The 26,850-nt window shown below is 64.3% G+C and carries 21 protein-coding genes; 17 read left to right on the top strand and 4 right to left on the bottom strand.

From position 1 onward, the window contains the following. Positions 1-3: 3 nt before the first annotated feature. Positions 4-4,122: a Pls/PosA family non-ribosomal peptide synthetase gene (locus tag LB524_RS13505; protein WP_224527109.1), complete on the bottom strand. Its 4,119-nt coding sequence runs from the start codon at positions 4,120-4,122 to the stop codon at positions 4-6. A gap of 657 nt (positions 4,123-4,779) precedes the next feature. On the opposite strand from LB524_RS13505, the gene LB524_RS13500 reads away from it, so the two are divergent. The 13 genes from LB524_RS13500 to minE all read left to right on the top strand — a co-directional run bounded on the left by LB524_RS13500 (position 4,780) and on the right by minE (position 19,578). Then, positions 4,780-5,025 (top strand): DUF680 domain-containing protein, encoded by a 246-nt coding sequence (locus tag LB524_RS13500; RefSeq protein ID WP_015316910.1) that lies wholly within the window; start codon positions 4,780-4,782, stop codon positions 5,023-5,025. Positions 5,026-5,155: 130 nt separating this feature from the next. Next, a complete protein-coding gene (locus tag LB524_RS13495) occupies positions 5,156-6,127 on the top strand; it encodes an MBL fold metallo-hydrolase (RefSeq protein ID WP_015316911.1) in 972 nt (323 codons plus the stop codon). A gap of 31 nt (positions 6,128-6,158) precedes the next feature. Next, positions 6,159-6,638, top strand: a complete 480-nt coding sequence (locus tag LB524_RS13490; protein ID WP_140617977.1) for a tetratricopeptide repeat protein — start codon at positions 6,159-6,161, stop codon at positions 6,636-6,638. Between the two features lie 293 nt (positions 6,639-6,931). After that, on the top strand, positions 6,932-7,465 hold the full coding sequence (locus LB524_RS13485; RefSeq protein WP_224527106.1) for a DoxX family protein: 534 nt from the start codon (positions 6,932-6,934) through the stop codon (positions 7,463-7,465). A 95-nt stretch (positions 7,466-7,560) separates the two neighbouring features. Continuing rightward, positions 7,561-8,160, top strand: a complete 600-nt coding sequence (locus LB524_RS13480; RefSeq protein ID WP_224527103.1) for a BA14K family protein — start codon at positions 7,561-7,563, stop codon at positions 8,158-8,160. A gap of 120 nt (positions 8,161-8,280) precedes the next feature. Next, a complete protein-coding gene (locus tag LB524_RS13475; protein ID WP_140716357.1) occupies positions 8,281-8,604 on the top strand; it encodes a DUF2934 domain-containing protein in 324 nt (107 codons plus the stop codon). A 194-nt stretch (positions 8,605-8,798) separates the two neighbouring features. Next, complete coding sequence (locus LB524_RS13470; RefSeq protein WP_015316916.1) at positions 8,799-9,086, top strand: hypothetical protein; 288 nt, start codon at positions 8,799-8,801, stop codon at positions 9,084-9,086. A 56-nt stretch (positions 9,087-9,142) separates the two neighbouring features. After that, the gene (locus tag LB524_RS13465; protein ID WP_127204769.1) at positions 9,143-9,292 is read left to right on the top strand and encodes a hypothetical protein; all 150 of its coding nucleotides are present in this window, start codon (positions 9,143-9,145) and stop codon (positions 9,290-9,292) included. Between the two features lie 171 nt (positions 9,293-9,463). Then, a complete protein-coding gene (locus LB524_RS13460) occupies positions 9,464-15,214 on the top strand; it encodes a HAMP domain-containing protein (RefSeq protein WP_411909911.1) in 5,751 nt (1,916 codons plus the stop codon). A gap of 2 nt (positions 15,215-15,216) precedes the next feature. Beyond that, positions 15,217-17,274 carry a response regulator gene (locus LB524_RS13455; protein WP_140716353.1) on the top strand — a complete coding sequence of 686 codons (2,058 nt, stop codon included), beginning with the start codon at positions 15,217-15,219 and terminating at the stop codon, positions 17,272-17,274. Between the two features lie 158 nt (positions 17,275-17,432). Next, the gene (gene minC, locus LB524_RS13450; protein WP_224527097.1) at positions 17,433-18,326 is read left to right on the top strand and encodes a septum site-determining protein MinC; all 894 of its coding nucleotides are present in this window, start codon (positions 17,433-17,435) and stop codon (positions 18,324-18,326) included. 167 nt (positions 18,327-18,493) lie between these two features. Beyond that, positions 18,494-19,309, top strand: coding sequence for a septum site-determining protein MinD (gene minD, locus LB524_RS13445; protein ID WP_015316922.1), 816 nt, complete (start codon positions 18,494-18,496; stop codon positions 19,307-19,309). Next, positions 19,306-19,578: a cell division topological specificity factor MinE gene (minE, locus tag LB524_RS13440; RefSeq protein ID WP_023774842.1), complete on the top strand. Its 273-nt coding sequence runs from the start codon at positions 19,306-19,308 to the stop codon at positions 19,576-19,578. Before minD ends, minE begins: the two co-directional genes overlap by 4 nt. Positions 19,579-19,663: 85 nt before the next feature. On the opposite strand, the gene LB524_RS13435 is transcribed toward minE, so the two are convergent. Continuing rightward, on the bottom strand, positions 19,664-20,311 hold the full coding sequence (locus tag LB524_RS13435; protein ID WP_224527094.1) for a sulfotransferase family protein: 648 nt from the start codon (positions 20,309-20,311) through the stop codon (positions 19,664-19,666). A gap of 226 nt (positions 20,312-20,537) precedes the next feature. Here LB524_RS13435 and LB524_RS13430 point away from each other — a divergent pair, with 226 nt between their 5' ends. Beyond that, positions 20,538-21,998, top strand: coding sequence for a hypothetical protein (locus LB524_RS13430; RefSeq protein ID WP_224527075.1), 1,461 nt, complete (start codon positions 20,538-20,540; stop codon positions 21,996-21,998). 75 nt (positions 21,999-22,073) lie between these two features. Here LB524_RS13430 and LB524_RS13425 read toward each other — a convergent pair whose 3' ends face one another. Both LB524_RS13425 and LB524_RS13420 read right to left on the bottom strand, forming a co-directional pair. Beyond that, positions 22,074-23,315: an ATP-binding protein gene (locus LB524_RS13425; protein WP_140617984.1), complete on the bottom strand. Its 1,242-nt coding sequence runs from the start codon at positions 23,313-23,315 to the stop codon at positions 22,074-22,076. Beyond that, the gene (locus tag LB524_RS13420; protein WP_140617985.1) at positions 23,312-24,040 is read right to left on the bottom strand and encodes a response regulator; all 729 of its coding nucleotides are present in this window, start codon (positions 24,038-24,040) and stop codon (positions 23,312-23,314) included. Before LB524_RS13420 ends, LB524_RS13425 begins: the two co-directional genes overlap by 4 nt. Before the next feature lie 220 nt (positions 24,041-24,260). Here LB524_RS13420 and LB524_RS13415 point away from each other — a divergent pair, with 220 nt between their 5' ends. From LB524_RS13415 to LB524_RS13405, 3 genes are all read left to right on the top strand, one after another. Beyond that, positions 24,261-24,962 (top strand): hypothetical protein, encoded by a 702-nt coding sequence (locus LB524_RS13415; protein WP_224527073.1) that lies wholly within the window; start codon positions 24,261-24,263, stop codon positions 24,960-24,962. Between the two features lie 103 nt (positions 24,963-25,065). Beyond that, positions 25,066-25,296 carry a hypothetical protein gene (locus LB524_RS13410; protein WP_224527071.1) on the top strand — a complete coding sequence of 77 codons (231 nt, stop codon included), beginning with the start codon at positions 25,066-25,068 and terminating at the stop codon, positions 25,294-25,296. Between the two features lie 278 nt (positions 25,297-25,574). Then, positions 25,575-26,849: an efflux RND transporter periplasmic adaptor subunit gene (locus LB524_RS13405; RefSeq protein WP_224527069.1), complete on the top strand. Its 1,275-nt coding sequence runs from the start codon at positions 25,575-25,577 to the stop codon at positions 26,847-26,849. The last annotated feature ends 1 nt before the right edge of the window (position 26,850 follow it).

Raw genomic sequence — 26,850 nt, 5'->3', positions numbered from 1 at the left:
GCGTCAGGACGACGCCCTGGAGCCGTCTTCCATGACCGGCTCGACGAACCGGTGCAGCTTGGCCGGATTGCCGCGCCAGATCGAGTTGGGCTCCAACTCCTCGCCCTTCATCACGAAGGAATCGGCATCGACCATCGATCCTTTGCCCATCACCACGCCGTAATGGACAAAGGCGGAAGGTCCGAGCGTGCAGCCATCGCCGATACGGATGAAGTCGGACTTGAACGCACCTTCTTCCAGCGAGTGGGCCTGGATGACGCAGCCTTCATTGAGCGTGACGTCATCGCCGATCACCACGAGGGAACGCTCGGTCAGGTTGGCGCCGCCGTCATAGACGCGCTTGCCCACCTTGACCCCAAGCATGCGCAGGATCATCGGCCGGAACGGGGTGCCGGCGAACAGGCGCACAACAGGCGAATCCGCGAGCTTCCAGTGGCGCTCGTGGCGCCAGAATGTGACGTCGTAGATCGTCGTTATCTGCGGCTTCAGCTTGCGAAAACCGAGGCTTGCCCGCTCGACGAAGATGTAGAACGGAATGGTGATCGCCGAGGTCAAAAGCACCGCCACGAAGAGGGCGATCTCAGCCCATTCGGTGTAGTAGTTCAGTGCCCGGTCCCAGATCGCAAGCGTGGCGAACAGCATGACCCATTGCGTTGCCATGAACAGGAGGATCGTCACCAGATTGTGACGGTTCTTGAGCGGGATGCGCTGGCGTCGGTCTTGCTCGTCGATGCCGGCGATGAGTTCCTTGTCGCGGTTCACCATGCGCGGGATTTCAAAGGGCGGCGAGCCCAGAAGGCCGACATTCTCGCGCAGTGGCCCGTCGATGGGGACCATCACCTTGGTGCCGAGCAGGACGTTGTCGCCCGTGCGTCCATCCGGCGGATAGTAGATGTTGTTGCCGAGATAGTTGCGCTCGCCGATCCGGGTCGGCTCGAGCCGGAACGCGGAAGCGGACTTGTGCATGTTGATCATGAAAAGCCCGTCCGACACCATGGTCTGGGTGCCGATCTCGCACAGGAGCGGGTTTTCGTGCTGCTGGTTGGAGCCGAAATTGGAGCCCGTCTGCACCACCTTGTTGAGGTTCCAGCCGATGGCGCTCATGTAATGGACGATGGCCGAGCTGTCACCGAACAGCAGCCCGAGCACGCGGGAGTTGCTGGAGAACTCGGCAACTGTCTGCAGCCAGTAGCGGAAGCCATAAAGCGTGTAGGTACGGCCGGGTTTCAGGATCAGGCTGAACAGGCGCGGCACCACCGTGGCGGCGAAAAAGGCCGCGGCGATGTAGCCGAACAGCGTGACCGTGGTGCCTATCGCCACAATGCCGATCGTCTCCTGATAGTCGTCGCCGACATTCTCCCAATAGCTGTGGAACAAAAGCGGCAGCGGGGTGACGATGGCAAACAGGCCTATCAGCTGCACAGCCTCGTAGAGGAAGCGCCGGATGCGGGGAGGATTGACGTTGCGCACCTTGCAATAGTCCGCCGTGGTCGGCACCGCGGGCGATCCATGCCAGTGTTCGCCGTCGGGGATGCTTTGCCCGCGCTGCAGCGAGGAGGAATGACCGAGCTGGCCGCCATCGCCGATCGCGGTGTCGATGTCGAGCGTGCAGCCGACGCCGACGAAGGCGTCGCGGCCGATGGTCAGCGGCCCGGTGTGGATATAGCCGGCCTGGGCGCGATAGCCGAGGATCAGCGATTCCTTGCGCAGGATCGTTCGGTCGCCGATCGAAATCAGGTCCGTGCACACGGGCACCGCCCGGGATTCGATGACCACGTTCTTGCCGATCCTGGTTCCCAGAAGCTGCAGGTAGAGGCTGTAGAGCGGGCTTCCGCGGAACAGCACGACGGGTGCCGTGCGGATCAAGGTTTTGACCACCCAGAAGCGATAGTAGCGCAGGCCCCAGATTGGGAACGCTTCCGCCTTCCAGCGGCCGACCAGCAGCCATTTGGCGGCAATGGCGAAGCCCGACATGCCGAAGAACACGCCTGCTGAGAGCACCACGCACCTGACATAAAGCTGCAGCGGGTCGTCGAGCGTGTCATAGACCCAGTTGAGGCCGTCATTGATCGCCCACAAGGCCACGTAGCTGTAGAGCGCGTAAAACAGCAACTGCGCCGCGCCGCAGGTCCAGTAGACGAAATTGGACGCCTGGCGGGTGAGAACGGGCTCGTTGGTGGCCGTCGTCATCTCTTCCGCCACGCTCAGGTGCTTGGCCAGGCGCGCCACCGTCGGATAGAGATAGATGTCGCGCATCGACGTCGTCGCCCATTCCTTGCGGGTGCGCACACGCGCGCAAAAATGCGCCATGAGCAGCGAGTTGGCGCCGAGATCGTCGAAGAAATTGTCCTCGACGGACACATCGTCGAACTTCAGCACGGCGCATAGCGCGTCGGCCAGGAAACGCTCGTCGTCATTGCCGGGCGGCACCATGGCGCGATCGGCCGAGAGCCGGACGCTGGTTGGTTTGGGCAACTGGCGAAGGTCGACCTTGTTGGAGACCGTCATCGGGATCGCCGGCAGTTCCTCCAGATAGGAGGGCACCATGTAGTCGGGCAGCCGCCGCTTCATCGTCTGGGCAATGTCGGCGCGCGAGAGAGCCGGCTGGCCGGCCTTGGGCGCGTAATAGGCAACGAGTTCGACGCGGCCGGGCTCGATCTCCCAGGTGGTGACGGCGGCCTGCGCGATCTCGGGCTGGTCGAGCAGCACGGCCTCGATCTCGCCGAGTTCAATGCGATAGCCGCGGATCTTCACTTGGGTATCGATGCGCCCGGCATACTCGATCTCGCCGGCGTCACTGACCCGGCCAAGGTCGCCGGTGCGGTAGATGCGCTTCGACGGGTTGTTCGGCAGGCCGAGGAAATCGGCGATGAACTTCTGTTCGGTCAGGTCCGGCCGGTTGAGATAGCCGGCCGCCAGCCCGATGCCGGCAATGCCGATCTCGCCCAGTTCGCCAGGTTCGGCGAGCCGCGGCAGCGAAGGGTCGAGAATGACGATCGAGTAGGTGGGCAGCGGCGCGCCGATCGTCACCGGCCGGTCCGGCGTCAGTACACCCATGGTTGCCGTGACGGTCGCCTCGGTCGGGCCATAGGTGTTGAGGATCTGCCGGCCGGGCTTCGACCAGCGCACCACCAGATTGTGCGGGCAGGCCTCGCCGCCGACCAGCAGCGTGCGCAGGCTGGGCACGTCCGATGTCATGGACGACAGAAGCGTCGGGCTGCAGGCCATGCAGGTGATGTCGTGATGGCGCAGGAAATCGGCGAGCTCTTCGCCCACGAGAGGCATCTGGCCTGGTGCCGGCACGACCGTCGCGCCGGCGACGAACGGCACCCAGATCTCCTCGGAGGAAAAGTCGAAGGCGATGGTCATGCCCTGGTAGACGCGATCGCCCGGCCGGTAGCCGTAGGATGCGGCGGCGACGCGGATGAAGTTGACGAAGCTCTGGTGGCGGATGGCGACGCCCTTCGGCCTGCCGGTGGTGCCGGACGTATAGAGGATGTAACAGATGTCTTCGACCGCCGTAGGGGCCGGCGCCTTATGCGGCTTCAGCGGCGCGTCGGATTGGGCTGATATTTCGGCGGCGGCGCTGTCGATCAACAGGTGCGGAACCGGCAGCTGGTCGGCCCGCGAAGCGTAGGTGGCGATGGTGACGACCAGGCTGACGCTGGCGTCTTCGATGATGAGCGCCATGCGCTCTTGCGGAAAGGCGGTGGCCAGCGGCACGAAGGCGGCACCCGCCTTCACCACGGCGAGCAGGGCCACATAGGTTTCCGCGGACCGGTCGAGGATGAGCCCGACACGGTGACCCGGCCGCACGCCGCGCTTGACCAGCAGGCGAGCAAATTGGTTGGCGCGCTTGTCCAGCTCCCGATAGGTCCAGGTGCGGCCCTCGGAGATCACCGCCGGCAGCGTGGCGAATGTTCCGGCGAGTTGCTCGAAGACTTTGTCGAGCCGCTCGTCCGGTTGGCCTGCCCGGGCAAAATCGGCGCCCGCCAGGACCTGGCCGTGCGCTCCGGAGGCAATTCCCGCAAGTGCATCGACGCTGTCGGAGCTGGTCTCGGGCCCTGCGCCCAATCGTGCCGCTTCCCTGTCCAGTTCGGCGATATCGATACCGTGGTCCATTTCTAAACTTTCTCGTCCTGGCAAGCCGTTACAGGCACATCTCGGTCACGCCGCCGCGCCGGCGGGCATTGCCGGCTGTGCCGTCGCTGCAATTTGATCGTTGTTCATGGAGGGGGAATGACTGAAGCTTCCAGAACGGAAGATTCCGGAATTCAGACCGGCGATCGCCGGCCGCACCCTCTTTGGCCGGGCGGTTATCACGGAATCGACCGCCCCGTCTTCACAGTTTCGGGAGCATGGGCGTAGGGCGCAAGCGCGCGCATTGCCTGGGCGCTGCCGGCGGCGAGCGACATGCCGGGCGGGGCACCCATCGATCCGTTCGAACCTCGTTGCATTGCCGTACCCAATTCCGTGCGCCTGTGTCCGTGCGCCTGCGTCCGTGCGCCTGTGTCCGTGCGCTTGTGCGGCGGCCAGATTTCCGGCCGTTGAGGGATGCTTATGCCATCCGATCTTTTCGCCAGTTTTTCCGAACTGTTGAATCTTGTTTCTGAATTGTGTCTGGGCAGCCTTCCGTATGGCCGCTTCCTGCAGTTTCAGCCCTTCCAGAAAAAATCTCATAGCGCCCAGGAATAAAGCGCGGCCCTTGCGGGTCTTCTCTGCAAGCGGGGCAATCTTGCGGTCCGCGACCCATAGAAAACGAAACAAGGATTTACCGAAATGACCAAGCTCGCTCTCAGCGTGGCTGCGATGTTGCTTGCCTCGACTTCTGCCTTTGCCGGCAGCGACCATTTCGGCGCCAATGCCCCCAACCAGCCTGGCGCCGCCGTCGACACCAATGCCACCGCCTCGATCCCCTACGCGGCACGTCCTCATGGCGTCGATACCAAGGTGACGACCGGGCCGAGCCGGCCGGCGCCCAAATCCGATGCGGACGAACCCGGCCAGGGCATCTGGGGCAACTGAGTTCACGGTCGGCGCCGGATCCCGGCGGCGCCGATCCGATCCGCGATCAGCGACGGAGGGCCAGGGGCTTGGCGCTCCGTCATTCCATTCGACCTTTCGCCTTAGCCACCACTCAACAGAGGAGATCACCATGTTCAGCATGTCACGCCGCACAGTGCTTCAATCCGCCGCCGCCGCTGCCGCCTTCGGCCTTGCCGGCAAGCTGGAATTCACCCGTCCCGCTTTCGCGCAGACGCCGGTGGAACCCACCGTCGGCTTCTACAAATACACGGTCGGCGATATCGAGGTGACCGCCGTCTATGACGGCATCTGGAAAAAGCCGCACGACCCGGCCTTCATCAAGGATGTTTCGGTCGACGATACCAAGGCAGCGCTCGCCAAGGCGGGGCTGACGACCGACTTCATGCCCATTCCGCTCACCGTAGCGGTGCTCAAGATGGGCGGCAGGCTGATCATGATGGATGCCGGCTCGGGCGTCGGCCAGTGGCAGGCCAACGCCACGCACCTGCCGGCCAACATGGCCGCCGCCGGCATCGACTACAAGGCGATCGACACTATCATGATCTCGCATTTCCACCCCGACCATGTCTGGGGCCTCATGGAGAAGGGCACCAACACGCCGGTGTTCCCCAACGCCGAGCTGATCGTCAACGCCACCGAATACAAGTGGTGGACCGACCCGAGCAGGCTGGCGAAGCTGCCCGAGGGCCGCAAGCCGGCGGGCAAGCGCATCGCCGAAAACTTCCCGAAATGGAAGAACTGGAAGCTGGTCGAGGACGGCGCCGAGGTCGCGCCCGGCATCCAGATCATCGCCGCCCCCGGCCACACGCCCGGCCATTCGGTGTACCTCGCCAATTCCGGCAAGGAACAACTGATGATCTCGGCCGACACAATGTATGTGCCGGCGCTTCTCGCACCGCATCCGGAATGGCAGGGCGCCTATGACCAGGATGGGCCGACGGCGATCGCGACACGCCACAAGATCATCGACCGGGTGATCGCGGACAACATCCGCATTTCCGGTTCGCACTTCCCGTTCCCGGGCACCGGCGTCTTCGTCAAGGACGGCAATGCCTACGGCTTCACGCCTGTCGAAATCTGAGCACCAGCTCCCAACCCAAGCGAGACAGACAATGAAACAATCTTTTTTAGGCAAGCACGCCCTGTTCGGCCTGCTCGGCGCCATTGCCGTGCTGACCGTGGTTCCCGTCGCAACCATCATCCCAGCCTATGCGGTCGACGACATCGAGGGCGCCGACGCGCCCGACCTCACCGCCGTCAAGGCCAAGATCGACGCCAAGGATTACAAGGGCGCGCTGGCGGACCTGCGCGACCTCGCGCAGGACAACCAGCAGGCCGACGTCTACAATTTGCTCGGCTTCACGCTGCGCAAGACCGGCGACTTCACCACCGCGCTGACCTACTACAACAAGGCACTGGAGCTGAAACCCGACCACAAGGCCGCCCGCGAATATCTGGGCGAGCTCTATGTCGAAACCGGCGACATGGCCAAGGCCGATGAGCAACTGGCCTCGCTGCAGAAACTGTGCCCGACCGGCTGCGACGAGCTTTCCGACCTGCGGAAAGCCATCGATACCAAGGTGACGAAGTAAGTTCTCCCCCCGGATTGCCCCCACTTGCGAAGGGCAATTCGGGGCAATCCGACCTCCCCCTCGGGGAGAGGAGGCGCCGCCTTTCTCTTCTCCCCGCTGGGGAGAGGTGGCCGCGAAGCGCCCGGATGAGGGGCTTGGCGCTAACCCACCAAAGTTCGGGCGCTCGTGGCTGGCGCCCATTGCCGGAGCCGGCGCCTCTCCCTCGAGCCGGCTCCGGCCCTTTCAAGCATCACATTCGGCAGGCGCCGTCCTCGCGCGGCGCATGCACGGCGTCAAAATATCGGAGGCTGACCATGACCCTGAACGAACGCGCCGCGAAGCTGCACGCCCTCGCCATCAAACTCTATGTCAGGGATCTGACCCTGCTTGTCGGGCGCCTGCTCATGTCCTTCATCTTCCTGCATGAGGGGGTGACACTGGCCACCCATTTCGACGGCGCCGCCAAGGCGATGGCCGCGCAAGGCGTCGGTCTGCCGCTGTTTGTCGCCACCATCGCGTTGCAACTGGGGGCAGGGCTCTCGGTGGCAACGGGCGTGCTGACGCGGCTGGGGGCGATCGGCCTCGGCCTCTTCTGCCTGGCAACGGCCACACTGTTCCACACCAACTTCGCCAGCCAGAGCGAGCTGCTGAATTTCGAAAAGGATCTGGCGATCGCCGGCGGCATGTTCGTTCTGGCCGTAGCCGGCGCCGGCCGGATCTCGCTGGATTGGCTGCTGGCCCGCACTCTGCAGCAGCGCCAGCGCGATCGGGAAACGGTGGCGTCGCTGCTGGCGGTCGAGAACCCGTTTTCCCCAGAGGGGAGGCGTGCCGGTCTGAGGAGGAGCTGAGCCCGCGCGACCCGTTCAAACGCCTGCGACACGTACTTTGCTGGAACCAGCCTTGATGCTCCGCATTCTATAAGCAGGGGCTGAAGGAGCGTGACGTGAAAGCGATTTTGGCATTGGTCGGCGGCTTTGTCTTGACCCTTGCGGTCTTCGGCAGCGGGCTGGGCTTTGCCGCCTGGCTGCTCGCCGCCAAGCCCGCGCATGAGGCAAGGCCGACTGTCAGCGTGGCGGAACTGTGGACCAGGGACGCGCGGCCGGTGAACAAGGCGGCGCAAAATCTGCAACGCTTGCCGGCCGACCAGCCCGCGCCGCCCGATATCGCCGTCAAGGCGCAGGCACCCGATCCGGCCGCGACCGGATCGATCGCGCCGGCGGCTGGAGCCGACGCGCTGCCGGCGTCCCATGTCAGTTGGTGCGCGAACCGCTACCGCTCCTACAATCCGGACGACAACAGCTACATGTCTTATAGCGGGCAGCAGCGCCCCTGCGTCTCGCCCTATCTCGACGCCGGCGACGACCAGGGCGCGCAGCCATCGGCAGCCGTCAGCTATGTCGAGGGCGGTGTCGCCCCTGCGGTCGCCACGACGGCGCTTTCCGCCGACCATGTCGATTCCTGCTTCAGCCGATACCGCTCCTACCGGCCCGACGACAACAGCTATCAGCCATATTCCGGCGGACCCAGGCGCCAGTGCGAGTAGCCTCCGGTGCCGTGCAGGCCTGGCTGAAGGGTTGCATCTTCTCGTCCCGACGATCACGCAGATTTTTTGGATCGTTCGCACCGGCGCGGCGTTCATGCCTCACATGAGTGGAGGAATGACATGAGCGACGACCGTGACGACAAGATCAGGAACCGCGCCTACGAGATCTGGCAACGCGAAGGTGGCGGCGATGGTGACCATGAGCGGCACTGGAGCCGGGCCGAGATGGAGATCGACAGGGAAGCCGCCCTGCCGCTGACGGCGGATGACGCGCTGCCACAAACCGGCGAGATCGCGAGCTCCGACGTTCTGACGGTGGAGGAACTGGCGATCCGCGCGGGCATATCGGGCGAGGAGGCGCAGGAGCTGATCGACCGTCTCGGCACCGACCGCGCCGCGATCGAGCAAGCCGCGCGCAGCCTCAAGCCAAAGCGCGGGCGCTGAACGCGCGAGCCTTTCGAAACAACGCGTTGGTGCAACTCGATGACAAGATGATTCATCGAGCCACCGAGCGCAAAACCATGATCGCCCCGAAGCCGGCGCTCTCTTGGAGCGCTATCCCTGGTCATCTCCGACAATGTCGGAACCCTTGGCCGCCTCGGAGGTTCACCCTGTCCCACCGCAAAGGAGATGCACTCATGGACCACGCCAATCACGTAAGGCTCAGCCGCGCCGAACTGACCCCGGATACGCTTGAAGGCGCGACCATCTACGGCCCCAACGACGAGAAGATCGGCTCCGTCGACCATATGCATGGCAGCAGCCAGGTCGTCATCGACGTCGGCGGCTTCCTCGGCATCGGCGCCAAGCCGGTCGCCGTCGCCGCCAACGAACTCGATTTCATGCGCGACGAGGACGGCGACGTTCACGCCGTGACCAGCTGGACCAAGGACCAGCTGAAGGCCATGCCCGAACACCGCGACTGACAATAGGAAGGGCTCGGCGATCGTCGGGCCCTTCGTCCTTTCCTGAGGAGAGACCGATGATCAGGAAGCTGAAAGACGGAAAATATCGGCTTTATTCAAGGAAAAAGGACGAGAAGACGGGCAAGCGGCGGAATCTGGGCACGTTCGACAGCCGCGAAGCGGCGGAGAAGCACGAAAGGGAAGTGCAGTATTTCAAGCGGCATTAAAGGGATCGCTGTTGCATAGCGGTGCACAGAGACCGAGGCCGCTGTAGGCCTGTCGGCCTCCTAGGGGGCCAGCAAAGCGCGGCGGACCTTTCAGCCGCGCTTGCAAGCCATATGGAACCAAATACGCAGCCACGCGTTAAGGGCTTCGGCCTGATCCGGCCGGGGGTTCGCGTGGAGGGGTTTTTGGGCGCATCTCGGTTACCAAAAGAACAACTGGACTCTCGACAAATCCTTAGCGCTCTCAAAGCTTTTCGAAACGGCGATTTCTCCGTCCGCATCGAAAACGTCTATGATGGGCTGAGTGGCGAGATTGCAGACACGTTCAATCAAATCGTCGAACTCAATGACCAGGTGACGCGGGAATTCGCGCGGCTCAGCCGGGTGGTCGGCAAGGACGGGCGCATCAGCGAGCGCGGCCATGTCAGGAACGCCAAAGGTAGCTGGGAATCGAGCGTCCGATCGGTCAACGACCTGATCGAGGACATGGTGCAACCGACCGCCGAGGTGGCCCGGGTCATCGGCGCCGTCGCCAAGGGCGATCTGTCCCAGACCATGATGGTGGAGATCGACGGCAGGCCACTGCGCGGCGAATTCCTGCGAATCGGCAAGATCGTCAACACAATGGTCGAGCAACTCGCCTCGTTCACTTCGGAGGTGACGCGCGTGGCGCGCGAGGTCGGCACCGAGGGCAAGCTAGGCGGTCAGGCCCGGGTCAAGGGGGTGGCGGGCACCTGGAAGGATCTGACCGACAATGTGAACGCGATGGCGACCAACCTGACGAGCCAGGTGCGCAACATCGCGGAGGTGACCACCGCAGTCGCTTCGGGCGATTTGTCGAAGAAGATCACCGTCGACGTGAAGGGCGAGATCCTGGAGCTGAAGTCGACCATCAACACCATGGTCGACCAGCTCAACTCGTTTGCCGGCGAGGTGACGCGCGTCGCGCGCGAAGTCGGCACCGAGGGAAAGCTCGGCGGCCAAGCCCGCGTCGAGGGCGTCGGTGGCACCTGGAAGGACCTGACGGACAGCGTGAACCTGATGGCCGCCAATTTGACCGGCCAGGTCCGCAATATCGCCGATGTGACGACCGCGGTCGCGCTCGGCGACCTGTCGAAGAAGATCACCGTCGACGTGAAGGGAGAGATTTTGGAGCTGAAGTCCACCATCAATACGATGGTCGACCAGCTCAACTCATTTGCCGGCGAGGTGACGCGCGTTGCACGCGAGGTCGGCACGGAGGGAAAGCTCGGCGGGCAGGCGCAGGTGCGGGGTGTCGCCGGAACCTGGAAAGATTTGACCGATAACGTCAATTCAATGGCGGCCAACCTGACCGGCCAGGTGCGCAACATCGCCGAAGTGACCACCGCGGTGGCTCTTGGCGATCTGTCGAAGAAGATCACGGTCGACGTGAAGGGCGAGATCCTGGAGCTCAAGAACACCATCAACACGATGGTGGACCAGCTGAATTCCTTCGCCTCGGAAGTGACGCGCGTCGCGCGCGAAGTCGGCACCGAGGGAAAGCTCGGCGGTCAGGCGGAAGTCCGTGGCGTCGGAGGCACCTGGAAAGACCTGACCGACAACGTCAATCTGATGGCCGCCAATCTCACCGGCCAGGTGCGCAACATCGCCGATGTGACGACGGCCGTCGCGCGGGGTGATCTCTCCAAGAAGATCACGGTCGACGTGAAGGGCGAAATTCTCGAGCTCAAGAACACCGTCAACACGATGGTGGACCAGCTCAACTCATTCGCCTCCGAAGTCACGCGCGTTGCCCGCGAAGTGGGCTCGGAGGGAAAACTCGGCGGCCAGGCCCATGTCGAGGGGGTCGGCGGCACCTGGAAGGACCTGACCGACAACGTCAACGCCATGGCCGGCAACCTGACCGTGCAGTTGCGCGATGTCTCCAAGGTCGCGACCGCGATCGCGACCGGCGATCTCACCCAGAAAATCACCGTCGATGCGCTGGGAGAGATTCTGCAGATCAAGGACGTCATCAACACGATGGTGGACCAGCTGAACTCCTTCGCATCCGAGGTGACGCGCGTTGCCCGCGAAGTGGGATCGGACGGCAAGCTTGGCGGCCAGGCACAGGTCCGCGGTGTCGCCGGCACGTGGAAGGACCTGACGGATAACGTCAACGCCATGGCCGCCAATCTGACGGGCCAGGTCCGCAACATCGCGGAAGTGACGACCGCCGTTGCGCTGGGCGACCTGTCGAAAAAGATCACGGTCGACGTTCGCGGCGAAATTCTCGAGCTCAAGGACACCATCAACACGATGGTGGATCAGCTCAACTCTTTCGCCTCGGAAGTGACGCGTGTCGCGCGCGAAGTCGGCACCGAGGGGAAGCTTGGCGGCCAGGCACAGGTGCGCGGCGTCGCCGGCACCTGGAAGGACCTGACCGACAACGTCAATTCGATGGCCGAGAATCTGACCGGCCAGGTGCGCAACATCGCCGATGTGACGACCGCTGTGGCGCGAGGCGATCTGTCGAAGAAGATCACCGTCGACGTCAAGGGCGAGATCCTGGAGCTGAAGTCCACCATCAACACCATGGTCGACCAGCTCAACTCATTCGCGGGCGAGGTGACGCGCGTGGCGCGCGAAGTCGGCACGGAGGGAAAGCTCGGCGGCCAGGCACAGGTCGAGGGCGTGGCGGGCACCTGGAAGGACCTGACCGACAACGTCAACCTCATGGCGACCAACCTGACCAACCAGGTGCGCGGCATCGCCGATGTCGTCACCGCCGTGGCGCAGGGCAATCTCAAGCGCAAACTCGCCGTCGATGCCAAGGGCGAGATCGCGTCCTTGGCGGACACCATCAACGGCATGATCGAAACGCTGGCGACCTTCGCCGATCAGGTGACCAACGTCGCCCGCGAGGTCGGCATCGAGGGCAAGCTCGGCGGCCAGGCGAGGGTGCCTGGCGCCGCCGGCCTGTGGCGCGACCTGACCGACAACGTCAATCAACTGGCGGCGAACCTGACCACCCAGGTGCGGGCCATCGCCGAGGTGTCAACCGCGGTCACCAAGGGCGATCTTACGCGTTCGATCAGCGTCCAGGCTTCCGGGGAGGTCGCGGCGCTCAAGGACAATATCAACGAGATGATCCGCAACCTGAAGGATCAGACGCTCAAGAATGCCGAGCAGGATTGGCTGAAGACCAACCTCGCTCGGTTCTCGCGCATGCTGCAGGGCGAGCGCGATCTGGCCACGGTGTCGCGCATGATCATATCGGAACTGGCGCCGCTGGTGAACGCGCAGTATGGCGTTTTCTACGTAACCAATCGCGACGAGGATGAGTCCTATCTGGAACTGGCAGCGTCCTACGCCGCCGAGGGCAAAGCCAAGATCCGCCAGCGTGTGGACTTTCGGGAAGGCCTGATCGGTCAAAGCGCGGCCGACAAACGGGCGATCATGCTCGACGAGGTTCCCTCGAGCTTCCTGCGCATCAGCTCGGGCCTCGGCGAAGCACCGCCGGCCAGCGCTATCGTTCTGCCGGCATTGTTCGAGGAAGAGGTCAAGGCGGTCATCGAACTCGCTTCGTTCAGCCGCTTCAGCGACACGCATCGCCTGTTCCTCGAGCAATTGATGGAGTCGGTCGGCATCGTGCTCAACACGATCGCCGCGACCATGCGCACGGAAGGGCTTCTCAAGCAGTCACAGCTTCTGACGTCCGAACTGCAGTCGCGCCAGACCGAGCTCACCAAGAAACAGGAAGAGCTTCACGCCACCAACGAGGAATTGCAGGAGAAGGCGCAGCTTCTCGAGAACGAGAAAAAGCAGGTCGAGAACAAGAATCTCGAGATCGAAATGGCCAGACGGGCACTCGAGGAGAAGGCGGAACAGCTGGCGCTGACGTCCAAGTACAAGTCCGAATTCCTGGCCAATATGAGCCACGAGCTGAGAACGCCGCTGAACTCGCTGCTGATCCTGTCCAACCTGCTCGCGACCAACCAGCAGGGCAACCTGAACGACAAGCAGATCGAGTTCGCTCGCACGATCAACTCGGCGGGCACGGACCTGCTCAGTCTCATCAACGACATACTGGATCTTTCGAAAATCGAATCCGGCACGGTTTCGATCGAGCTCAACGACATGCCGCTCGCACATCTGCGCCAGCATATGGAGCGGACCTTCCGGCAGCTTGCGGCCGACAAGGGGCTTGGGTTTACGATCAAGATCGATCAGATCCTGCCCGAGACGATCCGCACGGACGAAAAACGGCTGCAGCAGATCGTCCTCAACCTTTTGTCCAACGCCTTCAAGTTTACCTCTCAAGGCGACGTGACGCTCAGCATCCATGCCGAGCGGACCGGCCGCGGAAACGGCGCGGCGGCACTGCCGCAAGCGCTGGCCATCGCCGTCACCGACACGGGCATCGGCATTCCGGAGGACAAGCAAAAGCTGATCTTCGAGGCGTTCCAACAAGCCGACGGCACGACCAGCCGCAAATACGGCGGCACTGGCCTCGGCCTCTCGATCAGCCGGGAAATCGCCCGCCTGCTCGGCGGCGAGTTGCGCGTCGAAAGCCAGCCTGGAACGGGATCGACCTTCACGCTTGTCATTCCCTTCGACGGCCCGCGCAGCAGCAGTCTTGCACCGCAGGTCGAGCTTTCGCCGGCCGCCGTTTCCGTTGCGGCCAGCAGCACGACAGGAACGCCGGAACTCGCCGACGACCGTGATGCGATCGATCCATCGGACAGGGTGGTGCTGATCGTGGAGGACGACCCCACTTTTGGCGGGCTGCTGCTTGGTCTTGCGCGATCGGCCGGATTGAAAGGCGTGCTCTCCACGGCCGGCTCGGGAACGCTGGCGCTTACGCGCAAGCTCATGCCCGATGCGATCACGTTGGATCTCGGCCTTTCGGACATTGATGGCTGGGTGCTTTTCGACCTTTTACGGCACGATCCGAAGACCAGGAACATACCCATCCACGTTATCTCCGGCGCCGAAGACATCGAGCTCCTCACGCGCCGAGGCGCCGCAAGCGTTTCCAGCAAGCCGGTGTCCGCCGGCGAACTTTCGCGTGTCTTCGACGACATTCAGTCGAGGACACTCAGGACACAACGCAATGTGCTGGTCGCCGATCCCGACCCCGAACGTCGCCTGGCGCTGGTCGAAGCCATTCGCGACGGCGTCACGTCGGTCACCGCCATTGGCCGCGTCGCGGCTAATGCCGACGGGGGTGGTATTGCCGGATATGACGCCGTCGTGTTCGGTTTTGGCCGTTCGGCCAAGGACAACGCCCAGATGCTCGATGAGATCATGTCGCAGTTCGGCGATTTTGTCCCGCGCCTGCTCTTCTTCACGCCCCATCCGGACGCCTTTCAACAGCAGATCGCCCTGCATCCGCCGCTCAGCGATGTTCCGCGTGCCGACAACTTTGCCCAGCTTGGCTTGTTGATGTCCGCGGCCCTTCCAGGCGATAGGCCCGACAAGGAAATCCTGGCTTCCGAACAACTCGACAACGCCGATCTGGCCGGGGCCAAGGTTCTGATCGTCGACGACGACATTCGCAACATCTATTCGCTGACCAGCGTGCTGGAGACCTACGGTATCGAGGTGCAGCATGCCGAGCGGGGGCGGGACGGCATAGCCATGCTTGAAGAGGCGCCGGACGTCGACGTCGCCCTGATCGACATCATGATGCCCGAGATGGACGGGTACGAGACAATGCGCCGGATACGCTCCCAGCCGGAAATCGCGCACATTCCGCTGATTTCCGTCACGGCCAAGGCGATGAAAGGAGATCGCCAGAAATGTCTGGACGCCGGCGCGTCCGACTACATCGCCAAGCCCGTCGACCTCGACCTGCTCCTCGCCCTGCTGCGGGTTTGGGTCGGTCGCTCGCGCTCGCGAGCGGGGACATCGCGGGCAGACGGCGACGACCGCAATCTGATCGCGCCCCGGCGGATTTAGCAATGGCGGCGATGGAAGCAGAAAGCAGCGAACCGTTCGAAAAGCTGGGGCCGGTTCGCGTTCTCGCTGTCGACGACGACGCGCGAAATCTCCTTGCCATTGAGGAGGCACTTGACGGGGTCGGGCAGGTGATTTGCGCCCAGTCGGGCGACGAGGCGCTGCGCTTTCTGCTCAAGGACGACTTCGCCGTCATTCTGCTGGATGTGCTGATGCCCGGTCTCGACGGCTACGAAACCGCTTCGCTGATCCGGAGGCGCGAACGTTCGAACGCCACGCCGATCATCTTCCTGACCGCCATCAACAAGGAAGAAGCACATATGTTGCGCGGCTATGACGCCGGCGCGGTGGATTATCTGTTCAAGCCATTCGACCCGTCGATGCTGCGGTCCAAGGTCATGGTCTTCGTCGATCTATATGAAAAGACGAGGGAAATCGAACGGAATGCGGCCAGGGAGCAACTGCTGCTTGAGCGAGCGCTGAAGGCGACCTCCGACAAGCTCGACGCCGAGCGGGCGCTGCGGCATTCCGAGGCCCGGCAGGAGACGATCCTCGCCTCGCTGCCGATCTGTTTTCACGCTCGCGCGGCCGCGGCGCCATTCGCCGCAAGCTATGTTTCCAAGGGGGTCGAGCGGTTGACGGGATTTTCTCCGAACCGGTTCATGGCGGATCCAGATTTCGGCATCAGCCGGGTCCATCCGGCTGATCGGGACGCGGTGACAAGATCGCTTTCGGCCGCCCACGAGACCGGCTCTTATGGGTGTGAGTTCCGCTGGCGATGCGCCAATGAGGAATATCGGGTATTCCTCGACCAGGGAGTGGTCGCCAGGAATGGCGCCGGGCTCGAACTGCTGGGCACCATGCAGGACATCACCGAGCAGCGCCATCTGGAAAGTCAATTGCTGCAATCGCAGCGGCTCGATGCGATCGGCAAGCTGACCGGCGGACTTGCCCACGATTTCAACAATCTGCTTGCGGCGATCCTCTCCGGGCTGAGCCTGCTCGAAAGGCAAGTGAGCCTCGACGGCAAGGCGGCCCAGGTTCTCGACATGACGCGCCGCTCCGCTTCCCAAGGCAAGGACCTCATCCAGCGCATGCTCGCCTTTTCAAGGCGCCAGGATCTGAAACCGGTTGCCGTGCGGATGTCGAGCCTGGGAGACACGATGACCGGCCTTGTGGCGCCGATCCTGGGCGGCCTGGTGCGCTTCGACTGGCATGTCGGTGACGACATATGGCCGGTGCATGCGGACCCGGCGCAGCTTGAGCTTGCTTTGATGAACCTGGTCTTCAATGCCCGCGACGCGATGCCTTCCGGCGGGACAATCTGCGTCAGGGCCCACAATCGCAGCGTCGGCCATTCCGGCCAGGGGCTTGCCGCGGGCGACTATGTCAGGCTTGCGGTCGAGGACACCGGGACAGGTATCGCCGCGGATGTCATCAGCAAGGTGATCGAGCCGTTCTTCACGACAAAGCCGATCGGGAAGGGCACGGGTCTGGGCCTCAGCACTGTCTATGGTTTCGCCAAGCAGTCGGGTGGCACGCTCAGGATTGACAGCGAGCTTGGCCACGGCACCACCATGGAGCTCTGGCTGCCCCGTTCACGCGAGGCGCAAGACGTTACCGCCAGGGATGAGCTCGTTTTCGAAGCCAGTGCCGCCAACAATGCCGGCACGGACCTCCCGACGGCGGTTGAGGATCAGTTGCCGACTGTTCTGCTCGTCGACGACAGTCAATCCCTGCGGGAGTTGACGGCGATGTCGCTGCGGCAATCGGGTTTCGACGTGACGGCGTTTTCCGGCGGCGCCCAGGCACTGGCCGCCATCGAAAAGGAACCGGACCGTTTCGACGTCATCGTAACCGACTTCGCCATGCCGCTCATTTCGGGCATCGACGTCATCCGCTTCGCCCGAAGCCTGCGCGCGGATTGGCCGGCACTCATCGTCACGGGCTACGCCGATGCCGAGAAGATCTCGGACCGCCCTCACGACGTGGCGTTGATCAGCAAGCCCTTCGAAGATGCCCATTTGGTAGCAGCCATTCGATCAGCTTCGCGCCGCCGCTGAAGGCGGTGGTTCGGGGGAGCCGCGCTTGTCGTCGGTCTCCGCAGGCGCTTAGCCGACCTCCCAATTTCTCGCACCAGCTGCCGAGTTGCCCCTTGCCGTTAACCATTCGTTAACCATTAACCCCCTAGCGTTTACCTCTCAGTAAGGATTCGCTGGCCGTGACCTTTGCCGCCCCCGTCGAAACAAAATCCATTCGTTTTCGCGCCCGTTCTTTCGTGGCCTTTACGCTCACGCCGGAGGCGCCGATTTCCGCCTGGCTGGAGGGGCTGGATCACTGGATCGGCAATTCGCCGGGGTATTTTGCGGGACGGCCGGTGGTGCTCGATCTGAACGTGCTGAAGCCCGACGTCGCCGACATCGGGCTGCTGGTTGCTTCGCTCGGTGCGCGAGGCATCCGGGTCTATGCGATAGAGCTTGAAGGCGCCTCGCTCGGGCTTGACCTGCCGCCGTTGCTTAGCGGCGCCAAGGAGGCCACCACGGATGGCCTGCTGTCGCAGCCCGGCCGCAAGGGCAAGGCGGAGGCGGCTGATGAAGCCGGCCAGCTGGAAACGGTGTTTTCGGATCGCGGCAAGGATGCCGGCAAGGCCGGCGAAGTAAAGGCCGGCGAAGTCAAGGCAGGCGAGGGCAAGGCCGGCGAGGGCAAGGCCGGCGAAGCCAGGGCCGAGGCCGGCAAGGGCAAGGCGGCCAAGGCCTCCGAAGCCGGCGCGATCGAAACTGTCCAGGCCGGCACGCTTATGGTCAAGTCGCCGATCCGCTCGGGTCAGTCGATCTTCCATCCGCATGGCGATGTCATCGTTTTGGGCTCGGTCGCATCCGGCTCCGAAATCATCGCGGCGGGCTCTATCCACGTCTATGGCACCTTACGCGGCCGCGCCATCGCCGGCTCGCAGGGCAACCGCTCGGCACGCATCTTCTGCCGCAAGAACGAGGCGGAGCTGATTTCGGTCGATGGCTGGTACACCACCGCCGAAGAGATGGAAGGCGTCTCGCGCGGCAAGGCCGTGCAGGCCTTCCTCGAAGGCGACATGCTCGCCGTCGTGCCGCTGAACTAGGGCGGCGCGATGCTGACGCCCGGCTTCACGGTTCCGGCTCGGCCAAGCGCCGAGGCATCGCCGCGCGCAAGCCTCGGACCGGTTTGGGATGGCATGATGGCAGGCTCTGACAACAGCCGTGCGGCGCACGGCACAACAAACGACAACAGGCAACGGAGGCTTTTTCCATGGGCAAGGTAGTGGTCGTCACATCGGGCAAGGGGGGCGTCGGCAAGACCACCTCGACGGCCGCGCTGGGTGCCGCGGTCGCCAAGACCGGCAAGAAGGTGGCGCTGGTCGATTTCGACGTCGGCCTGCGCAATCTCGACCTGATCATGGGCGCCGAGCGGCGCGTCGTGTTCGACCTCGTCAACGTCATCCAGGGCCAGGCCAAGCTGTCGCAGGCGCTGATCCGCGACAAGCGCGTCGACACGCTGTTCCTGCTGCCGGCGTCGCAGACGCGGGACAAGGACGCGCTGACCGAGGACGGCGTCGGCGAGGTGATCGACAAGCTGCGCTCGGTCTTCGACTATGTCTTCTGCGACAGCCCGGCCGGCATCGAGCGCGGCGCGCAACTCGCCATGCGCTTTGCCGACGAGGCCGTCATCGTCACCAATCCGGAAGTGTCGTCGGTGCGCGATTCCGACCGCATCATCGGCCTGCTCGACGCCCGCACCATGCGCGCCGAACAGGGCGAGCAGATCGCCAAGCATGTGCTGGTCACGCGCTATGACGCGGCGCGCGCCGCGCGGGGAGAAATGCTCTCGATCGACGACGTGCTGGAAATCCTGTCGGTGCCGCTGCTCGGCATCATCCCGGAAAGCCAGGATGTGCTGCGCGCCTCCAACCTCGGTTCGCCGGTGACGCTGTCGGAACCGCTCAACAACGCCGCCAAGGCCTATCTCGAAGCGGCACGGCGGCTTGAAGGCGAAGATTTGCCGGTGGTGGTGCCCTTCGAACGCAAGGGTTTCCTCGACCGTCTGCTCGGAAGGAGGGCCGCATGAGCATCCTCGACCTCTTCAAGCGGCGCACCAGCGCGCCGGTGGCGCGCGAGCGGCTGCAGGTGCTGCTCGCCTATGAGCGCCGCAGCCGTGGCCAGCCCGACCTCGTCTCCATTCTGCGCGAGGAAATCATGGCTGTGATCGCCAAGCATGTGCAGATCGACCAGGACTATCTCCAGGTGTCGATGGATCGGGGCGAGACCATGTCGACGCTGGAAATCGACATCCAGATCCCCAACAAGAGCGCCGTGCCGCTGGCCATGGCGGGGTAAAAAACGGTGCGCCTTTTCCTCGCCCCGCTCCACAGGGGGCGAGGAGCCCGGATTGCCGGGCCGGCACCGCCGGTTTTCGTCCAGGTCAGTTCAGCGAAAATCTCGACCTGAAGCCCGCGGCGCTGTTGCGATTGGGATAGTCCTGATCCGGTATCGCAACGTCCAGATGGGTGCACAGCGGTTCCCAACCGTCGCCAAGAGCGTGGACCAGCAGCCGCTCCCGTGGCACTTCGGCGTACACCGCACGGACATTGGCCTCGTAGCAGGCAATGGCATGCGCTCGATCGCCGGGCCGGCCGCCGAACACCTGCCTGGCGATCAGGGCGAGGCCCAGCGATTCCTGATCGACGCTTTGCTCAAGTCCCATCGCGATCGTTTTTTCAAAACTTTCCCACCAGCTTTCGGCCGAGCGGTAGGTCAGGATCACCCTGGCATTCGGATAGAATTCGATCAGTTCGCGCCAGTAGTACGCCGAAGGCCAGTCCAGGCAGGAGACATAGCCCGACAGCAGCTGGTTCCAGTCCGGCGCGGCACCTTGGGCCACCGCACGCCACATCCGCTTCTGCTCCTCGTTGCCGATCACTTCATGCATGTGGTGACAGGGGCCGTAGCCGAGAATGGCCAGCGCCTCGCGCATCGAATCCGTGCCCGTTCGGCCAAAGCCGGTTCCGATCACCTTGATCGACATCTCCATCCCCTCCCGTTCGACCTGCAAGCCGTTTGCTGGCAGCATATCAGGCTGCACACCGAATATGCACGAGAAGCGTTGACACCACCGCGAACACTACGGTCTGAGCCAGCCCGGGACCCGGGACTGGCTGTCGCGGCGGTGCAAATCCCCAAATGTCTGAAATTTACATTTCCCTAGGGGGGCTTCCCCTGCGGAATAAGCGGATGTAAGGATACATATTAGCAGTTTGTTAAATATCTGGTTTTCTTTGCGTAAGAGGGAGTTCCGTATGAACTTCAAGAGCCTGATCAAGCGTGCTGAAGACGTAGACGACGCACTCCAGGAGTTGCAGGACGATCTGGCGGACGCCCTGGATGCCAGCCTGGACAGCGAATTCGAGGCACCGCCACAGGGCGACGATGTCCCCGATGACGCGCCGACCGTCTCGCCACCCCAGGCCGATGCGGCGCAAGCGGAGGGCGCGGACAATCCGGACGCCGCGGGCAACGCCGACGCCGCCGAAACCACGCCACGACTGACGCCCCATGCCCAGACCCGGCTCGCGGCGTTGAACGCCTTCGAAGGAATGTTCCACGACGCCAGGGATTATCTGGATGAGATCAACGGCAAATTGTCGGAAATCTCGACCTCGCATCATCTGACGCGCGAATTCCTCAACATCCTCCACACCGACATTCTTCGCGCCAACGAGCTGGAGCTCGCAAATGCCGGCCTGATCGCCGAGCAAAGAGCGCTGTCGGAAAAGCTGCACGACACGGCGGCCAAGCTGCGCGAGCGTGACAGCACGTGCGAAGTGCTGCAGCAGCGCGAGACAGACCTGGTCCAGGACCGGGATGCGCTTCGCACAGCGCTCGCGGCGGCAAGGCTCGATCTCGCCGAGATGGGCAATGCCAGCGCCAAACGCGACGCGGAATTCGGCGACATCGCCAACCGGCTGACCGCCAGGACGGTCGAGGCCAACAGGCGCTTGCGCGAGAGCAAGATGCTGCGGGAAAAACATGTCAGCCTGTCGGTCGAACTCGACAAGGTGCTGAAGCGGGAGAGCCAGGCGCGCCACAGGCTGGACGAGCTTTCGGCAGTCCACGCCAGCGAAGCAGCGCGCCTTGCCGAACTGATGGCGGCGCTCGGCAAGAGCGAGAAAGAGGAGATCCGGCTGCAGAAGGCGCTCGAGGCCACACAGGCGAAGCTGGCGGAAAAGACCGAAACGGCCAGCCTGATGGAAGGCGACTGGGAAGCCGAACGGGCTCGCGGCCAGACGGAGATGCGCGGATTGCGGTCCGAGATCCAAGACCTGGAATCGCGGCTGGAGCGGGCCTCGAACGAGAACAGTGCGGCCGCCGCCGAAATCGCCAGGCTCAAGACCGACCTGGACGACGCAGTGGCCGAAAAGAAAATCGCCGATGAAAGGTTGTCCGCGCTCACCGACGAGAACGAAGCCGACAAGCTGAGTCTTTCGAAAGCGAACGCCAATCTTTCGCAACTTGCGCTGCAACAGGCATCGGAGGACATACAACGGGACGTCCAGCGGCAGGAATGCGAGGATCTGCGGGCCGAAATCGCGTCGCTCAATGCCCGGATCAAGGAATTGCTGCCCTACGAGCGGCTCCACAAGGCGACCAACGGCAAATCGCGCGAGGGCGAGGTGGTGGAGATCGCTGCCGTGGTGGCCGAGAAAGCCCGTGCAACGGGCAGGCGTCCCATCCGCAGGAATCTGCGCGCCACGTCGTAGCGCGCTTCGCAGGCCTCGTTGCTTGGCAGTCCCAGCATTGGGCTGCCTTTCGCGATGTGGACGGGCCTGACCCAATCACACCGCCGCGAACACCACCGTCTGCGCCAGCCCGCCGCCCTGGCGGTTCTCCAGCGTCACGGTGCCGCCGTAGCGCTCGATGATCTCCTTGGCGATGGCGAGGCCGAGGCCGGCGCCTGGAATGGATTGCTGGCGGCCGGGGTCGACGCGGAAGAAGGGCTCGAAGGCCTTGTTGATGAGGTCGGGCGGAATGCCCGGGCCGACGTCCGATATGGAGAGCACGGCGCGCCTGTCGGCGAGGTCGAGCGCGATCGTGCAGGCCTTGCCGTGGGTGGCGGCGTTGACGACCAGATTGCGCAGGGCGCGGCGCAGGCCGAGCGCGCCGGCGCGGACCGCAACCCTGTCCAGATGCCCGATCGAGACGGAATGGCCGAGCGTAACCATCTCGGCAGATATGTCGCGCACCATCTTTTCCAGGTCGAGCGGCTCGACGGCATCCTGGTTCACCTCCTCGCGCACCAGGCGGATGGCGCTGTCGGCGATGCGGTCGAGCTCGTCGAGGTCGTGCAGCCACTTGTCGCGCTCCTCGTCGAGAAATTCGGCGCGCAGCCGCATGCGCGTCATCGGCGTGCGCAGGTCGTGGCCGGCGGCGGCCACCAGCCGCATGCGGCTTTCCATGGCGGTCTTCAGCCTGGACGAGAGCTGGTTCAGTGCGTGCGCCGTGGCCTTGACCTCGGCCGAGCCCACCTCCGGCACCGGCGCCAGCACGCCGTCCCTGCCGATCTTGGAGACGGTGGCCTCCAGCATTTCGAGCGGCCGGATCAGCACCGAGGTGAAATAGACGGAGACGGCGGTGGCGCCGGCCACGATCAGCGAGATCCAGCCGGCCAGAACCAGCCATTCGCGCCTGGGCGGGTCGATATGTGCTATTTCGAGGATCGCCCACCGGCTGTCGGGCAGGCGCATCGAGGCACGTTGGCTGGGTTCACCCGGTTTGTCGCTGACGATGGCCAGCACGTCGAAGCCGCGGCGGCGCAGCAGATCATTGAGCATCGCCGTCTCCTGCCGGTCCACCTTGCCATCCGCCGGCCGGTCGCTGAATTGCACCCGCAGCACATCGGGTATGGGCCCCGGCAGCAGCCGCACCACGAGTTCCATCTGCTGGGCAACCCAGGGCACGACGAGTTCCGGCGGCGGCCCGCCGCCGCGCACGCTGAGGACCGCCGCCGTCGCCAGGCCGACGACGCCGACGATAGAGGCGACCAGCAACAGGATGAGGCGGCGGCGCAGCGAGTTCACGCCTGCGCCTCCACCGTCTCGACGCGCGCGGTCAGCTGGTAGCCGCCATTGCGCACCGTCTTGAACAGCGGCCCGTCGCCGGTGTCGGTGAATTTGCGGCGCAGCCGGCTCATCAGCACGTCGACCGAGCGTTCGAGCGGGTCGCGTTCGCGGCCTTGTGTGAGATCAAGCAGCTGGTCGCGCGACAGCAGCCGGCCGGGGCGGTCGAGGAACACCTGCAACAGGTCGAATTCGGCGCCGGTGAGATCGACGGCCGCGCCCTGCGCATCCGTCACCTTGCGGGTGTCCGGCTCCAGCCTGTAGCTGGCGAAGCGGTAGGCGCGGGGCGGAGGCGCGGGCGCCGCTTCTTCCGGCGTCGAGCGCCTGAGCACGGCGCGGATGCGGGCGGTGAGCTCGCGCGGGTTGAACGGCTTGCCGAGATAGTCGTCGGCGCCGAGTTCCAGCCCGATGATGCGGTCGACATCCTCCTTCAGCGCCGTCAGCAGGATGACGGGAATATGCGGCTTGCGGTCGCGCAAGCCCCGGCAGATGTCGAGCCCCGAACCATCCGGCAGCATGACGTCGAGCACGGCCAGGTCGAACTGGCCAGTGGCCAGCTTCTGCTCGCATTCGCGCCTGTCGGCCGCCACCGAGACGCGAAAACCCTGGCCATCGAGATAGCGTCCGAGCAGTGTGCGAATTTCGCGGTCGTCGTCGACGACGAGGATATGGGGTTGTGACTGCATTATCGTGCCCTTGCCCATGATCCCGGGCTTGTCCTGATTATAGGGAGCGCGCGCGCAAGCGGCATGGAAAATTGCAACCCAATGTTTCTGGCCGGGGGATGGAAACATTCGGAAACAAATTGCCCTTTTGCGGAAACCTTCGGCAACATGCCGACGCGAAGCAGACAAACACGCTTCCTATCCTCCTGACGTCCAAAGCATGGATGAAAGGAATACCGTCATGCGAAGCAGACTTCTTGCGCTCGGCCTGTTTTCCGCCGCCGCCATCCACCCCGCGCTGGCGGCGCAGCCCGACCCGGGCGCGGCGCCAGGCGGGCCGCCGCCTGCCATGGCAATGCAGGATGGAACGGACCATGGCTCGATGCCGCATCCTTCGCAAGGATGGGGTCCGCAAGGTTTTGGCCCGCACAGTTTCGGCCCGCAAGGCTTCGGCCCCCGCCGCGTGGGGCCGCCGCCGGAATTCATGCTGGCCGCCCGGCTCGCCGCGCTCGAAACACGCGTCGGCATCCGCAGCGAACAGCTCGACGCCTGGCGCGACTACACCAGCGCGCTGCAGGCGGTGCTTTCGCCACCGCGGCCGGACCGTGGTCCGGGTGGCACTGGCGGGCCTGGAGGGCCGGATGGCGGGCCGCAGGCGAAAGGCCCCGATGCAGGGCCGGCCGGCAAGCCCGATCCATTCGCCTTCCAGGAAAGGCTGGCAGACGACGTCACGGCGCGTGCGGCTTCGGCCGCCAAGCTGAAGGACGCGATCGCCGAGCTGCGCGCCAAGCTCACGCCTGAACAGCTCGAAATCCTCGTTTCGGCGGAACGCCCACATGGACCAACCCCCGGTCCATGGGGCGGCCCGCCGAATGACGCAGTCGGTCCGGCAGGGCCGCCCAATGATGGCCCGATGCCGCCGCCCCAGCCCGGGAACGGCTGACAACCGACCGGCTGCGCCGGCCGGCCCCGGTACCCAACCCGTTCCCGGGCCGGCCGGGTTTCCTTCTCCGGGATGGCGGATCGCGCCTTCCCGGATTCACCCCATGCAACAAGGCACGACAATGTGGGAAGCCCTGATGCTGCTGCGGCTGATCGCATCGGCCAGCCCGAAATATTCGTTCGGCCGGCGCATCGATCATGCCGCAACGCCGCCGGCCTTGCCGGTCGACACGCTGCAAGGCGCGATCCGGCTGGAATTCGCCGCCTGGCGCCTGTCGCTGCCGATCTCGCGGCACGCCGATGGCCACGGAAATCATGACCGCAAGATCGCGTGAGACCTGGCAAGGCGCTTGGCATGTCGGTGCTGATCGGCATAATGGCGCGGAGGGCATCGCGGCCAGCCATCCGATCCTCGGGTGCGCTCCAGCCAGGAAGAAGGAGCGCGACATGAGCCGCTTCGAAGCACCGCTCGACGCCGCCCGCAAGTGGGCGCGACCCCTCGTCACGACATCGTCCGTCTCAAGCTTCACCTGCGACCGCCGGCGTTCGCCCTCGCTTTGCATTGGCCAACGCCCATGCGGTCACCGCACCTCCAGCGAAAGATCATTCAGCCATGTCCATGCAGTCTAGGCAGTCCTCCCCGCCAGTTCGCCGGCTCGCGTCCTGGACGGCGCTTGCCGCGGCTCTTCTCCTGGCGGCCTGCTCACAAGAGGGCGGCAAGGCTCCCGCAGGCATGGGCGGCGTCGGCAAACCGGAAGTCGGCGTCGTCACGCTGCATCCGCAATCGGTGGCGATCACAGCCGAACTGTCGGGGCGCACGGCGGCCTCGCTGATCGCCGAGGTGCGTCCACAAGTGAACGGCATCATCCAGCAACGACTGTTCAAGGAAGGCAGCGAGGTGGCGGCGGGACAGCCGCTCTACCTCATCGACCCGGCGAGCTACAAGGCGGCTTATGACAGCGCGGTCGCGGCGCAGCAGAAGGCGGCGGCGGCGGTGCCTACCGCGCAGGCCAAGTTCGACAGATACGCCGGCCTGTTGAAGCAGAACGTTGTTTCCAAACAGGATTATGATGACGCCGCCGCCACGCTTGCGCAGGCGCAGGCGGATGTGGCTTCCGCCAAGGCGAGCGCCGAAACCGCGCGCATCAGCCTCGACCGCACCTCGATCACCGCGCCGATCGCAGGCCGCATCGACAAGTCCACGCTGACACCGGGCGCGCTGGTCACCGCCAACCAGGAGACGGTGCTGACCACGATCCGTTCGCTCGACCCGATCAATGTCGACGTCACGCAGTCGAGCACCAATTTGCTCAACCTGCGCCAGGCGATCTCGGAAGGGCGGCTGAAGTTCAGCGGCCCCAATGTCAGCGTCAAGCTGAAGCTCGAGAACGGCACCATCTACGCGCAGACCGGCAAGCTGGAATTCGCCGGCGCCAATGTCGACCAGACCACCGGCACGTTCGCGCTCAGGGCCGAGTTTCCCAATCCCGACCGCCTGCTTCTGCCGGGCATGTATGTGCGGGCGCTGGTCGAGGAGGGCGTTGCCCAGAACAGTTTTCTCGTGCCGCAGCGCGCCGTCACCCGCAATACGAAGGGTGAGGCGACGGCCATGGTCATCAATGCGCAGGGCAAGGTCGAGACGCGCGTGCTCGCCGTGCGCAACACCGTCGGCAACAGCTGGCTGGTCGACAGCGGCGTGGGCGATGGTGACCGTGTCATCGTCGAGGGCCTGCAGCTCGTGCGCCCCGGCGGCGATGCGACCGGCGTCGAAGTGACGATTGACGAGGCGACCGGTGAGATCAAGGATCGCGGCCAGACCTCCGCCTTGCCGGCCCCATCCAAGGTGGCCAGCACCGGCCGGCAACCCGCCGCGTCGACCGGGAACTGAG

Source organism: Mesorhizobium sp. ESP6-5, from assembly GCF_020164695.1.
GTDB lineage: Bacteria > Pseudomonadota > Alphaproteobacteria > Rhizobiales > Rhizobiaceae > Mesorhizobium > Mesorhizobium australicum.
This window is presented reverse-complemented; position numbering and strand designations above follow the sequence as displayed.

What these genes read in the sequence shown, in the direction of transcription:
- LB524_RS13455 (WP_140716353.1), top strand. Translation starts at nt 15,217, where the DNA reads ATGGCGGCGATGGAAGCAGAAAGCAGCGAACCGTTCGAAAAGCTGGGG.
- LB524_RS13490 (WP_140617977.1), top strand. Translation starts at nt 6,159, where the DNA reads ATGAAACAATCTTTTTTAGGCAAGCACGCCCTGTTCGGCCTGCTCGGC.
- LB524_RS13495 (WP_015316911.1), top strand. Translation starts at nt 5,156, where the DNA reads ATGTTCAGCATGTCACGCCGCACAGTGCTTCAATCCGCCGCCGCCGCT.
- LB524_RS13485 (WP_224527106.1), top strand. Translation starts at nt 6,932, where the DNA reads ATGACCCTGAACGAACGCGCCGCGAAGCTGCACGCCCTCGCCATCAAA.
- LB524_RS13420 (WP_140617985.1), bottom strand. Translation starts at nt 24,040, where the DNA reads ATGCAGTCACAACCCCATATCCTCGTCGTCGACGACGACCGCGAAATT.
- minE (WP_023774842.1), top strand. Translation starts at nt 19,306, where the DNA reads ATGAGCATCCTCGACCTCTTCAAGCGGCGCACCAGCGCGCCGGTGGCG.
- LB524_RS13415 (WP_224527073.1), top strand. Translation starts at nt 24,261, where the DNA reads ATGCGAAGCAGACTTCTTGCGCTCGGCCTGTTTTCCGCCGCCGCCATC.
- LB524_RS13505 (WP_224527109.1), bottom strand. Translation starts at nt 4,122, where the DNA reads ATGGACCACGGTATCGATATCGCCGAACTGGACAGGGAAGCGGCACGA.
- LB524_RS13475 (WP_140716357.1), top strand. Translation starts at nt 8,281, where the DNA reads ATGAGCGACGACCGTGACGACAAGATCAGGAACCGCGCCTACGAGATC.
- LB524_RS13500 (WP_015316910.1), top strand. Translation starts at nt 4,780, where the DNA reads ATGACCAAGCTCGCTCTCAGCGTGGCTGCGATGTTGCTTGCCTCGACT.
- LB524_RS13405 (WP_224527069.1), top strand. Translation starts at nt 25,575, where the DNA reads ATGTCCATGCAGTCTAGGCAGTCCTCCCCGCCAGTTCGCCGGCTCGCG.
- minD (WP_015316922.1), top strand. Translation starts at nt 18,494, where the DNA reads ATGGGCAAGGTAGTGGTCGTCACATCGGGCAAGGGGGGCGTCGGCAAG.
- LB524_RS13430 (WP_224527075.1), top strand. Translation starts at nt 20,538, where the DNA reads ATGAACTTCAAGAGCCTGATCAAGCGTGCTGAAGACGTAGACGACGCA.
- LB524_RS13435 (WP_224527094.1), bottom strand. Translation starts at nt 20,311, where the DNA reads ATGCTGCCAGCAAACGGCTTGCAGGTCGAACGGGAGGGGATGGAGATG.
- LB524_RS13470 (WP_015316916.1), top strand. Translation starts at nt 8,799, where the DNA reads ATGGACCACGCCAATCACGTAAGGCTCAGCCGCGCCGAACTGACCCCG.
- LB524_RS13465 (WP_127204769.1), top strand. Translation starts at nt 9,143, where the DNA reads ATGATCAGGAAGCTGAAAGACGGAAAATATCGGCTTTATTCAAGGAAA.
- LB524_RS13410 (WP_224527071.1), top strand. Translation starts at nt 25,066, where the DNA reads ATGCAACAAGGCACGACAATGTGGGAAGCCCTGATGCTGCTGCGGCTG.